This window comes from Akkermansiaceae bacterium, from assembly GCA_017798145.1.
GTDB lineage: Bacteria > Verrucomicrobiota > Verrucomicrobiia > Verrucomicrobiales > Akkermansiaceae > Luteolibacter.
Genome location: CP059069.1, coordinates 267,307 through 281,782, shown reverse-complemented (window position 1 = coordinate 281,782; position 14,476 = coordinate 267,307). Strand labels below are relative to the sequence as shown.

The window sequence follows — 14,476 nt, the reverse complement described above, 5'->3', positions numbered from 1 at the left end:
ATCAAGTCAGCTCATCAAGTAAGCTTAAATATTCATGGCGACTTATCTCACAGCCCCCGAAGGCACGCAGGTGATCCGTCATCCACTGGGTATCCAGCAGCCCGAAGCCCAGCTCCCGCAGCCTTCCGACCAAGGCCACAAGGGCGATTTTCGAAGCATCCGTCTTCCTTGTGAACATGCTCTCGCCAAAGAAAGCCTTGCCCATTGCGACACCGTAGAGCCCACCCTGCAGGCCATCCGCATCCCAGCACTCCACGGAATGCGCGTGACCGAGTTCGTGCAGGCGGCAGTAGCTTTCTAGGATCACGTTGTCGATCCAGGTGCTGTCGCGCGCCGCGCAGCCGAGCATGACTTCCCGGAACGCGGTGTCGTATCGGATCTCAAACGGCGACTTCCTGAGCTTTTTCCGCAATCCGTGGGGAATGTGGAACCTCTCGTCGAGCGGGATGATCCCGCGCAGCATGGGCGAGAACCATACGATCTCGCCCCCCTCCGCCATGGGAAAAACGCCCTGTGCGTAGGCATCGAGCAGGATCTCCGGTGGGATGATTTCCGGCTCCACGTGGATCTCAGCTGGGGTTCGGCTCGTAGGCCAGCCAATCCTCGCCGTCCAAGGGTATGGCGGCACCGATCCCGCCTGCCCACTCCCAGACCCATGCCTCGCCTGTCTCCCCGGAGTCAAGGGTCACCATGGTTTTCACACGGCGGTATTCGCGCGGTTCATCGGTCTCCGGGGTGATGCCCTCAAAGCGATCCAGCGCCGCAAGATCCGCATCGCTGACGAGATAGAGCTCCCCCCTCACCAATGAGTCCCCACCGCAAACCAGCGCCGGATACCAATCGATGCGATACATTTTCCCAAAAATTCTGCCCGCACCCACGAAGCTGGTGCGCCCCATCCGGAAGTGGTTGGAACCGCCCTTTTTCAGGGTGCCATAGACGAAGACCGGATTCACATTCATTTCTTGGCGCGGTGCGAGACTTCGGAATCCAACATCATTTTCAAATTGTCCAGCCCCTCGCCCTTCTCGGCGGAAATCGCGATTACATCCACCTTCGGAAAACGCTGCTTGAACGCGGCGAGGTTTTCCCCCGCACCCTCAAGATCCATTTTGTTGGCGATCACCTTCCAAGGGAATTTCGCAAGATCCTCGTCGTATTCCTTGATTTCCTTGCGCAGGATTTCCAGATCGCCGATGGGATCGCGCCCCTCGCTGCCGGCCATATCGAGCACGAAGAGCAAAACCCGGCAGCGGGTGATGTGGCGCAGGAACTCATGGCCTAGGCCGCGGTTCTCATGCGCACCCTCGATGAGCCCCGGGATATCCGCGACGGTGCAGCGGCGGAAGCCGCCGAACTCCACAACGCCGATCATAGGCTGGAGGGTCGTGAACGGATAGGAGCCGACCTTCGGCTTGGCGTGGGAGATGGCTCCGAGCAGGGTGGATTTGCCGGCATTGGGAAATCCGACAAGACCGGCATCGGCGATGCGGCGCAGCTCCAGGTAATAGACCCCCTGCTGCCCCGGCGTGCCGAGGGTGTGCTCGGTGGGGGTCTGGTTCGTGGCGGTGCGGAACTTGAAATTGCCTTCGCCTCCCACGCCATTCTCACAAAGAACGATGCGCTGCCCCTCCTCCACGAGATCCGCGATGGGATCGAGATCGATGCCGTCCTCGCTGCGCTCGAACTCGACCGCCTCGTTCACCGTTGCCGCATCGGTGCGATAGACGACGGTCCCCGGCGGCACCTTGCCGATCTTGTCCCTGCCGCTCTTGCCGGTCTTCTTGTGCTTTCCGCCGGGCTTGCCGTCCTCGGCGATCAGCTTCGGGTCGTAATGGTATTGCCGCAGGGTGTCGGTGGAGTTGTCAACCACGAGGATGACCTTGCCGCCATTCCCGCCATCCCCGCCATCCGGCCCGCCGCGGGGGACGAATTTTTCACGGCGCCATGAGACGGCTCCGTCGCCGCCGTCGCCCGCTTTCGCAAGAATCCTGATGTGATCGATGAACATTCCCGCAGTGTTCTTCTCCCCGGCCCCGCTCGTCAACGGCAATGCGTCATTTCGCAAAAGCGAGCGCCCGCTGTTTCATCTGGGTGGCCATCAGGTTGAGGGCGTTCGCGCGGGTGGGCGCAAGATGCTCCTTGAGCCCGGTTTTCTCGATGAAATCCATGTCAGCGGTGAGGATGGCATCCGGGGTCTCGCCGTTGAGGACATGGATGAACAGCGCGATCATGCCCTTGGTGATGAGGGAATCCGAGTCGGCGCGGAAATTCATGAGGCCGTCCTTTTCCTCAGCATCCAGCCAGACCTGCGATTGGCAGCCCTTGATGAGATGATCCGCATTGCGGGCACCCTCCGGCAGCGGCTCCAGCTTTTTCCCGAGGCCGATCACGTATTCATAGCGCTCCGTCCAGTCCTGGAAGATACCCAGATCCTCCAGCAATTGTTCCTGTTTCTCCCTGATTCCGCTCACACACGGAATGGAGCGCGGGAGCACGGAAACATCAAGCACGGATCAGGATGCGGCCTGGTGCCAGGGTGCCTGAGGTAAAACCCTGGTTGGCGGCGGGATAAATGGAATTGCCCCATTTCCTTTCGCTCCTATGCTCCATGCCATGACCGCAAAACGAAGTGCCTTCGCCCTTTTCCTAACCGCATGCATCGCCGCAGCGGAGGCCGTCCCCGCAGCCTCCATCACCGGCCTCGAGGACGGCTGGAAGCCCATGCTGGAGGCGGATTTCGAAAACGTGAACTGCAGCCCGGAAACATGGAGCTTCGACGATGCCGCAAGGCTCATCTCCTGCACCGGCCAACCCATCGGCGTGATGCGCTCCGTGAAGGAATACAAAAACTTCGAGCTCGTCCTCGAGTGGATGCACGAAAAGGAATCCGGCAATTCCGGGGTCTTCGTGTGGACCAGCAAGTCATCGCTTGAGGCCCTCATCAAGCCAGGCCTGCCCGACGAGGGCATAGAGGTGCAGGTGCTCGATCCCGGTTTCAAGGCTTCCTACGAAAAGTCCTCCGGCAAGCCCGGGAATTGGTTCACCTGCCATGGCGATGTTTTTCCGGTCAGGAAAGCCAGGATGACCCCTTTCCCCCCGCTCTCGCCCGATGGGGTCCGCAGCTTCCCCTCCGCGGAAAACACCAAGCCGCACGGCGAGTGGAATCACTACTACATCCGCGCCATCAACGGTGAGATCCGTCTCTGGGTGAATGGCGTGGAGCTTTCCGGAGGCAAGGACTGCCAGCCCAACAGCGGCTACCTCTGCCTCGAGTCCGAAGGCTCGCCCATCAAGTTCCGCAATCTCCGCATCCGGGAATTGCCCTAAGCTGAGCGCCACCTCCGTGAACGACTTCCAAGCGCAGCTCCAAAGGTACGGCACACCCCTCGGCCGCGGCCGTTTCGAGACCCTCCAGATCAACGTCGGCCGCAAGTGCAACCAAGCCTGCGCCCACTGCCACGTCGATGCCGGGCCGGATCGCACGGAAATGATGGATGCCGAGACGGCGCGGAAGGTCGTCGAGTGGATCATCGAGCACAAGCCCGCCACCGTGGACATCACCGGCGGTGCTCCGGAGATCTCGGAACACTTCGACCATTTCGTGGAGACCGCACGCTCGGTCGGGGCGCATGTGATCGATCGCAACAACCTGACCATCATCGAGACGAAGCGCTATGCCTACCTGCCGGAGTTCCTCGCACGGCATCGCGTCGAGGTCGTCGCCTCCCTGCCCTGCTACTCGGCGGAAAACGTCAACGCCCAGCGCGGCGACGGGGTGTTCGGCAAAAGCATTTCCGCCCTGAGAAAACTCAATGCCGTCGGCTACGGAACCACCCTCCCGCTGACCCTTGTTTACAATCCCATCGGCGCCAAGCTGCCACCCGATCAGGCGGAGCTTGAGGCGGACTACAGGGAGGAGCTTGAGAAACACTTCGGCATCGTCTTCACCCGACTTTTCACCATCACCAACCTGCCCATCGCACGCTTCGCCGCGGATCTGCGCAAACAGGGGAAATGGGATGAATACATGGCACTCCTGACAGACTCCTTCAACCCCGCCACCGTCGGCGGGCTGATGTGCCGCAGCACCATCAACATCGGCTGGAAGGGCGAGGTCTTTGACTGCGATTTCAACCAGATGCTGTTCATGCAGCAGCAATCCGGCGGCAAAAGACTTTTCCTCTGGGATGTGACCCCGGACTCCATGCAGGATCTCCCCATCCTCACCGCCAACCACTGCTTCGGCTGCACTGCCGGGGCGGGAAGCTCCTGCGGCGGGGCGCTCGAAACCGCAAGCGCATGAATCCCCATCCCAACGACCCGCTCCACGGCTACACCCTGGAGATCATCGTCACCCGCCTCGCCGAGGAATACGGCTGGGACGATCTCGCTGACCGCATCCGCATCCGCTGCTTCGCCAATGACCCCTCGGTGAAATCAACCCTGAAATTCCTCCGTAAAACCCCATGGGCGCGCGGCAAGGTGGAGGCGCTTTTCATCGAAACCCTGGAACGCCAGCAGCGCGAAATGTAGCTACTGCGTCCCGCCGTGTGTCACCGCCTGCCAAATCGGGCAGCCCCTCCCCAGCTTCACACCGCTCCGATACCCTTCCAGCCGCCTCCTCGATTCCTTTGCGAGCATCTGCCTCACCTCGCGCCTGTCTCCCCGGATATTCATGAAATCGTAGGCCGTCGTCTGATGGCGCAGCCAGGCGATCGTCGCCGCCTCCGCCCGTTTCTCGATCGGGATGCGCTTGGTCCGCGCCACCGTCCCGCTTCCAACCGGAACCGCGTGCGACGCGATCAGCCCAGCCATTTTCGCCTCCAGATCCGCGCAGTCGGCATGGAAGGAAAGGAAATCCCACACCGCCCCGGCGAAATCCTCGGCCCGTTTCACATCCATCGTCTCCACGTTTGCCATATTGGGAATTAAGAAACAGGATGCCTTTGAAACTCAAGCCCCCAACTCACGTGAACCCATCCCTAGCCATCATCGGCGGCTCCGGCCTCTACGAGATCGACACGCTCGAAGTCATCCAACGCCACAACCCCATCACCCCCTTCGGCGAGGTTTCCGACGACATCATCGAGGGTAACCTGGCCGGACGCAGCGTCCTCTTCCTCCCTCGCCACGGCAGGGGGCACCGCCTGCTGGCTCACGAAATCAACCACCGCGCAAACATCTGGGCACTGCGCTCGCTCGGCGCCCGCTGGGCCGTTTCCGTCACCGCCGTCGGCTCGCTGCGGCAGGAGCTCGCGCCCCGCGATGTCGTCGTCCCGGATCAGCTCGTTGACAGGACGGGGCGCGGCCACGAGCACACCTTTTTCGGAAACGGCATCGCCGCCCATGTCGGCTTCGCAGATCCCTACAGCTCGGAAATGCGGAGGATCCTGTTAGATGCCGCGGCGCAGCACACAACCCGCCATCACGACGGCGGCACTTACGTATCCATGAACGGCCCGGCCTTCTCCACCCGCGCGGAATCCAACATGCACCGGGCCATGGGCTTCGATCTCATCGGCATGACCAACGCCCCGGAAGCCCGGCTTTGCCGCGAGGCGGAGATCGCCCTCGCCACGCTCTGCATGGTCACCGACTACGATTGCTGGAAGGAGGACGAGGCGGCGGTCGATGTCGCCTCGGTCATCGCGAACCTGCATGCGAACTCCACGCTGGCCAAGGACATCATCAAAGCCCTCATCCCCAGCCTGCCGCACGAAACCGCTTGGCCGGAGCACCGCTCGCTGGACAACGCCATCCTGACGCCGGTCGCAAACTGGCCGTCAAAGACCACCCAGAAGCTCAAGCCCATCATCGGCAGGTTCCTCTGAGTCCTTGGAAAGGCTCGCTCATTCGGAAAGGTCGCCCGCTTTCACCTTCATGCCCTTGCGGAAATTGCTCAGGGGCCGGATGACCACCTTCAGCCCGCCGCGTCCGCCCTCCAGGGGTCTGACATAGGTCTCGCCGCCATGCGAATGCACCCGCTCCGCCTCCACACGCATCAACTCCCCCTCCCCGTCCATCGCCCAAAAATACCTGTCCTCCACGAACGCCGCCTCCGGGATGCGGTAGGACTCCGGGATCGCCGCGGCCTTGACCGAGGCGTTCGCAAAAATCCCCACCGGCAGCGCCGTCTTCCCATCACCATACGGATCCGCAACCTCCGCCACCGCATACATCACCTGATTGCGGGCATCAACGGTCGGCTCCATCCTCACCAACTTGGCCTGCCATACCACCCCGGGCTGCAGCGGGCTGCTCAGCTCCACCTCCGTCGGCAAGCTCACCCGCGCCATCTGGCTCGCTGTCAAAGGCAGGCGGATCTCCACTTTTTCCGTCGCAACCAATGTCCCTAGCGAGACCTGCGGCGATGCCTGATTCCCCGGCGATGCCTCACGTGCCGTCACCACCGCAGCGAACGGAGAACGAACTTCCGTCCTTGACCGATCCGCGCGCGCCTTCTTGATCGCCGCCTCCGCCGATGCGATGCTCGCCCTCGCCGCCGCCAGCTGCGGTTTCCTCAAAACAAAATCCGAAGCCTTGGAAAGATCCCGCCCGGATGCCTCCCAATCACCCGCCGCCTGCTCCGCGCGGATCTCCTCCTCCGCGAGCGCCCTCTCGGCAAGCGTCAGCTCCGACTCGCGTTGCGCCAAGGCCGCGTCGTAATCGGTGGGATCGATCCTCACCAGCACTTCCCCTGCAGCGACCTTCTCGCCAACCCGGAATTGCCGCGAGACCTCCGTGATTTTCCCACTGACCTGCGGCGTGAGTGCGGTCTCGAAATGGCTCGTCACCGTTCCATAGCTGAGCACCGGCGGCGCGTGGTCTTGCGGCGAGACCGAGGCGAGATCCACCACCGGAACGACCGGCGGAGGCTGTCGGTTCTGCGGCTTCGGCTTGAGGCTGCCGAGGAATTTGTAACCGCCCACCGCAAGCACGAGGATGGCGATGGGGATGATGATCTTGAGGGCGGTCTTCATGGCGTTTCAGTATGCCTTTCCAAGGGCGAGGGCGAGGGCGACGCGGTTCTGGAAACGCAGGTTGCGGAGCTGGATCAGGCTTTCCTCCGCAGAAAAACGGCGGCGCTTCGCATCCAGAACCGTGAGGATTTCCACCAGGCCGGATTCGTAGTTGCGCAGGGCTTGTTCCTCCGCGGTGGATGCCGCCTTGAGCGCGGCGGCGGTCGCCTCCTCCTGTTTTGCAAGATAAAGCTCGGAGCCCAGCGCGTCCTCCACCTCGCGGAAGGCATTGAGCACGGTCGAGCGGTAGGCGGCGAGCGCCTGCTTCGCCCTCGCATTGGCGGCACCCAGTTCCGCCCGCCTGCTCCCGCCATCGACGATAGGCGCACTCAGGTTCGCGGCTATCCCCCAGACGGTGAAATCGGTGTCCGCAAGATCGCGCAGCGCGGAGGATTGCTGGCCGCCGCCGGAGGTGAGGCTGAAGCGCGGGAAAAGATCCCTGTGCGCCACCTTCACGCTCGCGTCCGCCGCAAGGATGCGCATGTAGGCGGAAAAAATATCAGGCCGCGACTCCAGCAAGGTGGAAGGGATCCCCGCAGCAACCGCCCGCTTCATCGAAGGCCAGTCCGCCGCACGACCGCCCGCATCCGGGTAGCTGCCGCTGAGCGTGGCAAGCCTGCGTGCCGCACGGTCGCGGCTGTCCTGCCGCCCGTTGATCTCAGCCCTCGCGTTCTCTATGTCCGTTTTCGCAAGGCTCAGCTCGCCCAGTCCCGCCGTGCCAAGCGCGAACCTCCTGTCCACAAGGTCGTAGGTGCTTTGGAAGGAATCCATCCGCTCCCCCGCCAGATCGCGGAGCTTGGTCGCCGCCACCAGCTCGAACCACGCCTGAGCGGTTTGCGCCGCGATGGATTGCCGCGCCGCCTCGTAATCCGCCGCCACCGCATCGCGGCTCGCATCCGCCGCAGCCACCCCCGCCCGGATCCGCCCCCAGACATCCACCTCCCACTGCGCGTCGAGCGAGGCGCTGTTGCGCTCGGTGATCACCGATCCGAAGTTGAAGCCCGCGCCCGCTGCATTCGTCTGCGAGCGGCTCGATCCCGCGTTTCCGGCAAGGGATGGAAAAAGGCCGGAGCGAGCGCTCCGGGTATGGAAGCCGGCTTCCTCAAGCCTCGCCGCCGCCGCATCCAGGTCGGGATTGTGCTTTTCCGCCCGTGCGATCTGCCGACGCAGGTTCGCATCCCCGAAAAGGCTGCCCATGCTTTCCACCAGCTCCGGCACCGGCGCCCTGCCGCCATTGTAACCGGCGGGTATGCCCAGCCCCGCATCCATCGCCCCCGCCTTCGGATCAGGCAGCGATGGGCAGGAAACCAGAAGCAGGCACGCCGCCCCCGCCGTGATGCTCGTCGGTAAAAGATTCTCGTATCCCATGCAGTCCACAGCCCGATTCCCCGGCAGCGCACCCTAACCCGCAACGCCGTTTTTCAAACGATTTTTTCCCTCCGAGCGCAACGCAGCGGCAGGTTCAGGGAATCATCCACGGAAAAATCCTGTATTTCCCGGCCCGAATGCTTGCCAAGCCCGCACGGAGCCGATAGTTCCAACAAACACATTTGTAAAACCTATGAGTAACACAGACGCAATCGCACCAAACGCACGCCGGCTCCTATGGGCCGGATTCACAGCCATCCTAGCAGCCGGTGTTGGCTTCGGTGTCCGGGGAGGTATCTTCGGAACATGGGCCGCCGACTTCGGCTTCACCGGCGCGCAGCTCGGTGCGATCGGAGGGGCAGGCTTCACCAGCTTCTGCTTCGGCATCATGATCGGCGGTGTGCTGGTGGATAAATTCGGTTACGGCAAACTCGTCTTCGCCGCCTTCGCCCTCCACGTCATTTCCGCTTTCGTCACTTTCGGAGCATCCGCAGGACAAGCCCAGGGCGTGGCCTACCAGTTCCTTTTCTGGGGCATGTTCGCCTTCGGTGCTGCCAACGGCGTCCTCGAAGCCGTCTCCAACCCATTGGTCGCCACCCTCTTCCCGAACAACCGCAACCACTACCTCAACATCCTTCATGCCTCATGGCCGCTTGGAATGGTGTTCGGCGGCGTGATCGGATGGGTGCTCGGTGACAAATTAGGCTGGGGCTGGAAAGCTCAGCTCTCCCTCTACCTCATCCCCACCGTCATTTACGGCGCAATGTTCTTCGGACAGAAATACCCCAAATCCGAAGCCACCCAGAAAGGCCTCAAATTCGGCGAAATGCTCAAGGACGTCGGTCTCCTCGGCGGCGCAGTGGTGAGCTTCATGCTCTACCTCTTCTTCAAGGGCCTGCTCACCCCGTTCTTTGAAACACCCGTTGCCGGCACCATTCTCGCATCGGTGATCGCGGTTCTCGTCCTCGCTTCCATTGCGAAACTCACGGGCTTTGCCATCGGTCACTGGATGCTCGCACTCCTCTTCATCGCCCACGCACTTGTCGGCGCCGTCGAACTCGGCACCGACGGCTGGATCCAGAACATCACCGGAGCCATCCTCAACCCAACACAGGGCAAGATCCTCTTCGTCTTCACATCGCTGATGATGTTCGGACTCCGCTTCTGCGCCCACTTCATCGAGACCAAGTGCGGCCTGAAACCCGTCGGCCTGCTCTTTGTCTGCTCGCTGCTCGCGGTGCTCGGCCTGAATCTCGTCAGCGCAGTCTCCGCCTTCGGCCCTGCGCTCGGCGCACTCCTCGTGTATGCATTCGGTAAAACCTTCTTCTGGCCCACCATGCTCGCTGTCGTATCCGACAGGTTCCCGCGCACGGGCGGTATCGCGATCTCGCTCATGGGCGGTGTCGGCATGATGTCTGCCGGACTCATCGGTGGCCCAGGGCTCGGATATTTCAGGATCGCTTCGCTGCGGAAGAACTCGCCAAACAAGACTCCGCCATCCACGCAGAGTGGACTGCCGGCGATAACACCAGCAAGTTCCTCGCATTCGAGGAAGTTGCCAGCATAGATCCGGTCAAGCTTGAAGCAGCTAAGAAATCCACGGAAAGAACCGCTGCCGAACAAACCGTCGTAGCGGCTGACATAGTTGGCAACCGCAAGACCCTGCGGGTTGACTCCATCATACCCCTTACCATGGCAGGCATCTTCCTGTTCCTTATCCTCTATTTCAAATCCATCGGCGGATACCGTCCGCTGAAAGTGGACGATCAGGCATAAGACCTTGGCAACTTCCCCAGCGGCGCACCCCACAAAGGTGCGCCGCTTTTCTTTGCCCCCGGCCAGGATATCGGTAAGTCGGGATAGCGGAATCCCCTGCGGCCATGCCGGTTTGCGCTGCACGCAAGGAATGATTCGCTCGCGATGCTCGCCCCTGCGTTCGAACCCGGTCCTCCGCAGGGCTTCTCATCCCGCCAGACCCATGAAAGGGAGCCGCGCGAAAGATGGTTCCGCGCATTTCCGGAAAAACGACCTCCGTGGTCGGGCTAGCGGGATTCGAACCCACGGCCTCTACACCCCCAGTGTAGCGCGCTACCAGACTGCGCTATAGCCCGTTTCCGCGAACGGACGCACAACAAAGCAGCCGATTCGCTCATTGGCAAGCACGGAAAATCATGGGATGTAAAGACCGTGAAACGAACCAAGACAGCCATCGTCGGAGCCAGCGGATACACCGGCATGGAACTCCTGCGCATCCTCCTCACGCATCCTAACGTGGAACTTGCCGCCGTGACCTCCCGCGCTGAAGCGGGCAGGCGCCTCGACCAGGTGTTCCCTCGCTTCGCAAAGGCCGGTTCCGCCGCGCTGACATTTTCCGAGCCGGATCCCGATCTCATCGCCGCCACCGGCGCGGAGGTCGCATTCCTCGCCCTGCCCCACGGCATTGCGGCGGAGATCGCGCGCGCCCTCTTGGAGCGTGGGCTGAAAGTCATCGACCTCAGCGCGGATTTCCGTCTCCGCTCGGCAGCAATCTATGAGGAATTCTACGGCCACCCGCACCCCGCCCCGGATCTTTTGGAAAAGGCGGTCTATGGCCTTCCGGAAATCCGTTCTGCGGAAATCGCCGCCGCCAGCCTCATCGCCTCCCCCGGATGTTATCCAACCAGCATCATCCTGCCCTTGCTTCCCTTGCTGCGTGAAAACCTCATCGACCCAGCAACCATCGTCGCAAACTCCATGAGCGGCGTCAGCGGCGCAGGCCGCAAGGCGGATCTCTCCCTGCTCTTCTGCGAGTGCAATGAAAGCGCCCGCGCTTACGGCGTGCCGAAGCACAGGCACCTTTCCGAGATCGAACAGGAACTCTCCATCGCAGCGGGCGAGATCGTGACCATTTCCTTCATACCCCACCTCATCCCGGTCAATGCCGGCATCTGCACCACAAGCACCGCAATTCTCCGCCAAGGCGTCTCGCCCGATCAGATCGGCGCAGCTCTCGATGCCGCGTATTCCGATGCCGCCTTCGTCCGACTGTTAGGACGTGGCAAGCCCGCCGACACGAAAATGGTGACCCGCACCAATTTCATCGACATCGGCTGGGAAACCGACCCGCGCACGGGTCGCGTCATCCTCATGAGCGCGGAGGACAACCTCGGAAAAGGCGCCGGAGGACAGGCCGTCCAGAGCTTCAACCTCATGGCCGGCATCGACGAGCGAACCGGCCTTGGCACATGGTGACAGCGCCTCCCGCATTTTCCCATAAAAATGAGCTTGCCCGCCATCGCAAGCCTACCTAGTTTCCCGCTCTCCAAGGGCAGGTGTCAGAGTGGTCGAATGAGCACGCTTGGAAAGCGTGTGTGGCGGCAACGTCACCGAGGGTTCGAATCCCTCCCTGTCCGCCATTCAAAGCCCGCAGCTTCAGCGGGCTTTTTTCGTCTTTCGGCACCGAATCGCCAACCAGCCAAGGGAGGGATGAGATCCCCTGCGAAGCAAAGGGTTCGAACGCAGGCGCGAGGCTAGCGGGCAAAATCATCCCCCCGGGCTTGGCTTCGCCTCGTTTCCCTTGGAGTTTCATCCTTGATGTCTCATGCTACGCCCATGCGCCTCGCAGTCCTCAATGTTGTCGGCCTCTCGGAATCCCTGCTTGGGGGAAATGCCCCGGGCATCACGGCCTTTGCGGAAAAGAACGGTCTCCAGAACTATGCCCCGGCCTTCCCCGCACTCACGACCACCGCCCAGTCCTCCATCCTCACCGGCACGCCGCCGGAAAGACACGGGATCGTCGCCAACGGCTGGTATGACCGCGAGACGGCGGAGGTGCGATTCTGGAAGCAGTCGAACCATATCGTCCACGGCGAAAAGATCTGGGACACCCTGCGCAAGACCGTCCCCGGCTTCACCTGCGCGAAGCTGTTCTGGTGGTACAACATGCACTCCTCGGCGGACTTCACCGTCACCCCCCGCCCGCTTTATCCGGCGGACGGATCAAAACACTTCGATATCCACACCCAGCCCATGGGTCTGCGCGATGAGCTAAAGGCCGCGCTCGGCCCCTTCCCCTTCCCGGCGTTCTGGGGCCCTGCGGCGGGGATCGCCTCCTCGGAATGGATCGCCGCATCGGCCAAACACGTTGAGGAAATCAACTCCCCCACCCTCTCCCTGGTCTATCTCCCTCACCTCGACTACTGCCTCCAGAAAGACGGGCCGGGCGCGCCAAGCATTGCCCATGAGGTGCAGGCCATCGACCGGGTGGTCACGGATCTGATCCGCTTCTACGAATCGCGCGGCGTGAAGGTAATGCTTCTTTCCGAATACGGGATCTCGCCCGTGGACAAGCCCATCCATCTCAACCGCCTTTTCCGCGAAAAGGGCTGGCTCTCGATCAAGAACGAGCTTGGGCGCGAAACCCTCGATTGCGGCGGCTGCAAGGCGTTCGCCGTCGCCGACCACCAGATCGCACACGTCTATGTGAACGATCCAGGCACCCTCCCGGAAGTCCGCGCCCTCCTGGAAAGCACCCCCGGCATCGCCGAGATCCGCCCGCAGAACCATCCCCGTTCCGGCGACCTCATCGCCATCGCCGATCCCGACGCATGGTTCACCTACTACTACTGGACCGATGACGCGAAAGCCCCCGACTTCGCCCGCACCATCGATATTCACCGCAAGCCCGGCTACGATCCCTGCGAGCTTTTCATCGATCCCCAGATCGGTTTCCCCAAGCTCAGGATCGCAAAATTCCTGCTCAAGAAAAAACTGGGGATACGCGGCCTGCTCGATGTCATCCCGTTGGATGCCAGCCTCGTCAAAGGCTCACATGGCAGGGAAAAGGTTGCGGATGCGGAAAAACCCCTGCTGATCGGTTCCCGTTACGGGGTGCGGTGCGCTGAAGATGTCCATGCCGCGATCCTCGCTGAGTTCGGGCAGAAGTCGTTGCCGGAGAGGTCTTCCTAAAAGCAAGGGTCCTCCCACCAAGCAAACGCCTCACACGGGATCGGGCTGCGAACTCAACCGAGCCGCTGCACCAGCCCCAGGCAACGCTCACCTGGCATGACGCTGAGTTCCATCTGGTTCATCACGTAGCCGAAGGACAGCCCGCTTGCGGGATCACCGAAGCCGTGGCTGCCTCCTGCGCCCGGATGGCCGAAGGCGGCGGTGGATTTCCCGTAAAGAAAGCGCTTCTTGTTGCCATCCGCATCCACCGGGTCTTTTTGGCAACCGCAGGTGAAGGCGGTCTGACGCAGCAGCACCCTGTCATCCCCGCTGGACTGGAGCCCGGCCAGGGATTTCCGCACCGCATCGGAAAAAGGCCCAGGCATCGCACCGATGGCGAGCTGGTAGAATTTCGCCAATCCGCTTGCCGAGCCTACGCCACCCATCGCCGGCAGGGCGGCCGACCACGCCTTCGGGCTGTTCATTTCCGCGATCGCATGGAGCCCTTTCGGCGAGGAAAATGCGCGCCGGGTCAGGCTTCCTGGAGTCCCGAACGCTTCGTAAAATTCCTGCTCGGACGGCGAGACCGTAGCCCTTCCCGGAACCAAGGACGCCACCCGACCCCACTCGCTTTCGGGCAGGCCGATCCAGAAGTCGATCCCCGCCGGGGCGGCGATGTCCTCGTTCCAGACCCGCCCCAGGCACCGCCCATCAAGCCTGCGCACGCATTCGTCCAGCAGGAAACCATACGTACGCGGATGATACCCGTGCCCCTCTCCCGGCTGCCACCCTGGCTTCTGCCGCTGCATCGCCGCAACCACCGCCGTATGGTCGAACACGTCCACCACCTCATCCAAGGCCGCCAGACCGCACTGATGGGAAAGCATCTCCGCGAAGCTCGCATCCGGCAGAGGAAATCCCGGCCAAACCTCACCAACATTCGTTTCAATCGTTAGTCCGCGCCCATCGAGCACATGCAGCAGGGTTGCCGCCGCCGGAGCCTTGGTCGCCGAATACACCGGAGCCAACGTTCGCTTTAACCATTTGCTGGATCGCTCCCTATTGAGCCAGCCACCTTCGATTTCTGAGATTTCCTCGCCATTCATCCACACGCTGAGCCCGGCTCCAAGCTCTCCGCGCAGAGAAAAGTTTTCCCGGAA

14 protein-coding genes, 2 tRNA genes and 1 pseudogene are annotated in these 14,476 nt (G+C 62.1%); 8 read left to right on the top strand and 9 right to left on the bottom strand.

What is annotated here, in order from left to right:
* Position 1 precedes the first annotated feature (1 nt).
* From HZ994_01245 to HZ994_01230, 4 genes are read right to left on the bottom strand one after another with little or no spacing between them, the layout of a single operon-like run.
* Positions 2–550, bottom strand: coding sequence for a leucyl/phenylalanyl-tRNA--protein transferase (locus tag HZ994_01245; GenBank protein QTN34288.1), 549 nt, complete (start codon positions 548–550; stop codon positions 2–4).
* Between the two features lie 19 nt (positions 551–569).
* Positions 570–962, bottom strand: a complete 393-nt coding sequence (locus tag HZ994_01240) for a gamma-glutamylcyclotransferase (GenBank protein QTN31005.1) — start codon at positions 960–962, stop codon at positions 570–572.
* The gene (gene obgE / locus HZ994_01235) at positions 959–2,011 is read right to left on the bottom strand and encodes a GTPase ObgE (GenBank protein ID QTN31004.1); all 1,053 of its coding nucleotides are present in this window, start codon (positions 2,009–2,011) and stop codon (positions 959–961) included. Before obgE ends, HZ994_01240 begins: the two co-directional genes overlap by 4 nt.
* A 46-nt stretch (positions 2,012–2,057) precedes the next feature.
* The gene (locus HZ994_01230) at positions 2,058–2,465 is read right to left on the bottom strand and encodes a SufE family protein (GenBank protein ID QTN34287.1); all 408 of its coding nucleotides are present in this window, start codon (positions 2,463–2,465) and stop codon (positions 2,058–2,060) included.
* A 151-nt stretch (positions 2,466–2,616) separates the two neighbouring features.
* Here HZ994_01230 and HZ994_01225 point away from each other — a divergent pair, with 151 nt between their 5' ends.
* From HZ994_01225 to HZ994_01215, 3 genes are read left to right on the top strand one after another with little or no spacing between them, the layout of a single operon-like run.
* Positions 2,617–3,330: a DUF1080 domain-containing protein gene (locus HZ994_01225; protein QTN31003.1), complete on the top strand. Its 714-nt coding sequence runs from the start codon at positions 2,617–2,619 to the stop codon at positions 3,328–3,330.
* A complete protein-coding gene (arsS, locus tag HZ994_01220) occupies positions 3,215–4,306 on the top strand; it encodes an arsenosugar biosynthesis radical SAM protein ArsS (GenBank protein ID QTN31002.1) in 1,092 nt (363 codons plus the stop codon). Before HZ994_01225 ends, arsS begins: the two co-directional genes overlap by 116 nt.
* Positions 4,303–4,536 (top strand): DUF2132 domain-containing protein, encoded by a 234-nt coding sequence (locus HZ994_01215; protein ID QTN31001.1) that lies wholly within the window; start codon positions 4,303–4,305, stop codon positions 4,534–4,536. Before arsS ends, HZ994_01215 begins: the two co-directional genes overlap by 4 nt.
* Here the strand turns inward: HZ994_01215 and HZ994_01210 are convergent, their stop codons facing one another.
* On the bottom strand, positions 4,537–4,923 hold the full coding sequence (locus tag HZ994_01210; protein QTN31000.1) for a DUF2293 domain-containing protein: 387 nt from the start codon (positions 4,921–4,923) through the stop codon (positions 4,537–4,539).
* 20 nt (positions 4,924–4,943) lie between these two features.
* Here HZ994_01210 and mtnP point away from each other — a divergent pair, with 20 nt between their 5' ends.
* Positions 4,944–5,834: an S-methyl-5'-thioadenosine phosphorylase gene (mtnP, locus tag HZ994_01205; GenBank protein QTN30999.1), complete on the top strand. Its 891-nt coding sequence runs from the start codon at positions 4,944–4,946 to the stop codon at positions 5,832–5,834.
* Positions 5,835–5,852: 18 nt separating this feature from the next.
* Here mtnP and HZ994_01200 read toward each other — a convergent pair whose 3' ends face one another.
* Positions 5,853–6,983, bottom strand: a complete 1,131-nt coding sequence (locus HZ994_01200) for an efflux RND transporter periplasmic adaptor subunit (protein QTN30998.1) — start codon at positions 6,981–6,983, stop codon at positions 5,853–5,855.
* 6 nt (positions 6,984–6,989) lie between these two features.
* Entirely contained in the window at positions 6,990–8,390 is a 1,401-nt protein-coding gene (locus HZ994_01195; protein QTN30997.1) for an efflux transporter outer membrane subunit, read from the bottom strand.
* Positions 8,391–8,583: 193 nt separating this feature from the next.
* On the opposite strand from HZ994_01195, the pseudogene HZ994_01190 reads away from it, so the two are divergent.
* Positions 8,584–10,166, top strand: a pseudogene (locus tag HZ994_01190) (MFS transporter).
* Between the two features lie 258 nt (positions 10,167–10,424).
* Here HZ994_01190 and HZ994_01185 read toward each other — a convergent pair.
* Positions 10,425–10,501, bottom strand: a tRNA-Pro gene (locus tag HZ994_01185).
* A 76-nt stretch (positions 10,502–10,577) separates the two neighbouring features.
* Here HZ994_01185 and HZ994_01180 point away from each other — a divergent pair.
* The 3 genes from HZ994_01180 to HZ994_01170 all read left to right on the top strand — a co-directional run bounded on the left by HZ994_01180 (position 10,578) and on the right by HZ994_01170 (position 13,337).
* Positions 10,578–11,621, top strand: a complete 1,044-nt coding sequence (locus HZ994_01180; protein QTN30996.1) for an N-acetyl-gamma-glutamyl-phosphate reductase — start codon at positions 10,578–10,580, stop codon at positions 11,619–11,621.
* A 74-nt stretch (positions 11,622–11,695) separates the two neighbouring features.
* Positions 11,696–11,785 (top strand) — tRNA-Ser (locus HZ994_01175).
* Between the two features lie 196 nt (positions 11,786–11,981).
* Complete coding sequence (locus tag HZ994_01170) at positions 11,982–13,337, top strand: alkaline phosphatase family protein (GenBank protein QTN30995.1); 1,356 nt, start codon at positions 11,982–11,984, stop codon at positions 13,335–13,337.
* Between the two features lie 53 nt (positions 13,338–13,390).
* Here the strand turns inward: HZ994_01170 and HZ994_01165 are convergent, their stop codons facing one another.
* Complete coding sequence (locus tag HZ994_01165) at positions 13,391–14,422, bottom strand: beta-lactamase family protein (protein ID QTN30994.1); 1,032 nt, start codon at positions 14,420–14,422, stop codon at positions 13,391–13,393.
* Between the last annotated feature and the right edge of the window lie 54 nt (positions 14,423–14,476).

What these genes read in the sequence shown, in the direction of transcription:
- obgE (QTN31004.1), bottom strand. Translation starts at nt 2,011, where the DNA reads ATGTTCATCGATCACATCAGGATTCTTGCGAAAGCGGGCGACGGCGGC.
- HZ994_01210 (QTN31000.1), bottom strand. Translation starts at nt 4,923, where the DNA reads ATGGCAAACGTGGAGACGATGGATGTGAAACGGGCCGAGGATTTCGCC.
- mtnP (QTN30999.1), top strand. Translation starts at nt 4,944, where the DNA reads ATGCCTTTGAAACTCAAGCCCCCAACTCACGTGAACCCATCCCTAGCC.
- HZ994_01170 (QTN30995.1), top strand. Translation starts at nt 11,982, where the DNA reads ATGCGCCTCGCAGTCCTCAATGTTGTCGGCCTCTCGGAATCCCTGCTT.
- arsS (QTN31002.1), top strand. Translation starts at nt 3,215, where the DNA reads ATGGCGTGGAGCTTTCCGGAGGCAAGGACTGCCAGCCCAACAGCGGCT.
- HZ994_01215 (QTN31001.1), top strand. Translation starts at nt 4,303, where the DNA reads ATGAATCCCCATCCCAACGACCCGCTCCACGGCTACACCCTGGAGATC.
- HZ994_01195 (QTN30997.1), bottom strand. Translation starts at nt 8,390, where the DNA reads ATGGGATACGAGAATCTTTTACCGACGAGCATCACGGCGGGGGCGGCG.
- HZ994_01225 (QTN31003.1), top strand. Translation starts at nt 2,617, where the DNA reads ATGACCGCAAAACGAAGTGCCTTCGCCCTTTTCCTAACCGCATGCATC.
- HZ994_01165 (QTN30994.1), bottom strand. Translation starts at nt 14,422, where the DNA reads ATGAATGGCGAGGAAATCTCAGAAATCGAAGGTGGCTGGCTCAATAGG.
- HZ994_01240 (QTN31005.1), bottom strand. Translation starts at nt 962, where the DNA reads ATGAATGTGAATCCGGTCTTCGTCTATGGCACCCTGAAAAAGGGCGGT.
- HZ994_01200 (QTN30998.1), bottom strand. Translation starts at nt 6,983, where the DNA reads ATGAAGACCGCCCTCAAGATCATCATCCCCATCGCCATCCTCGTGCTT.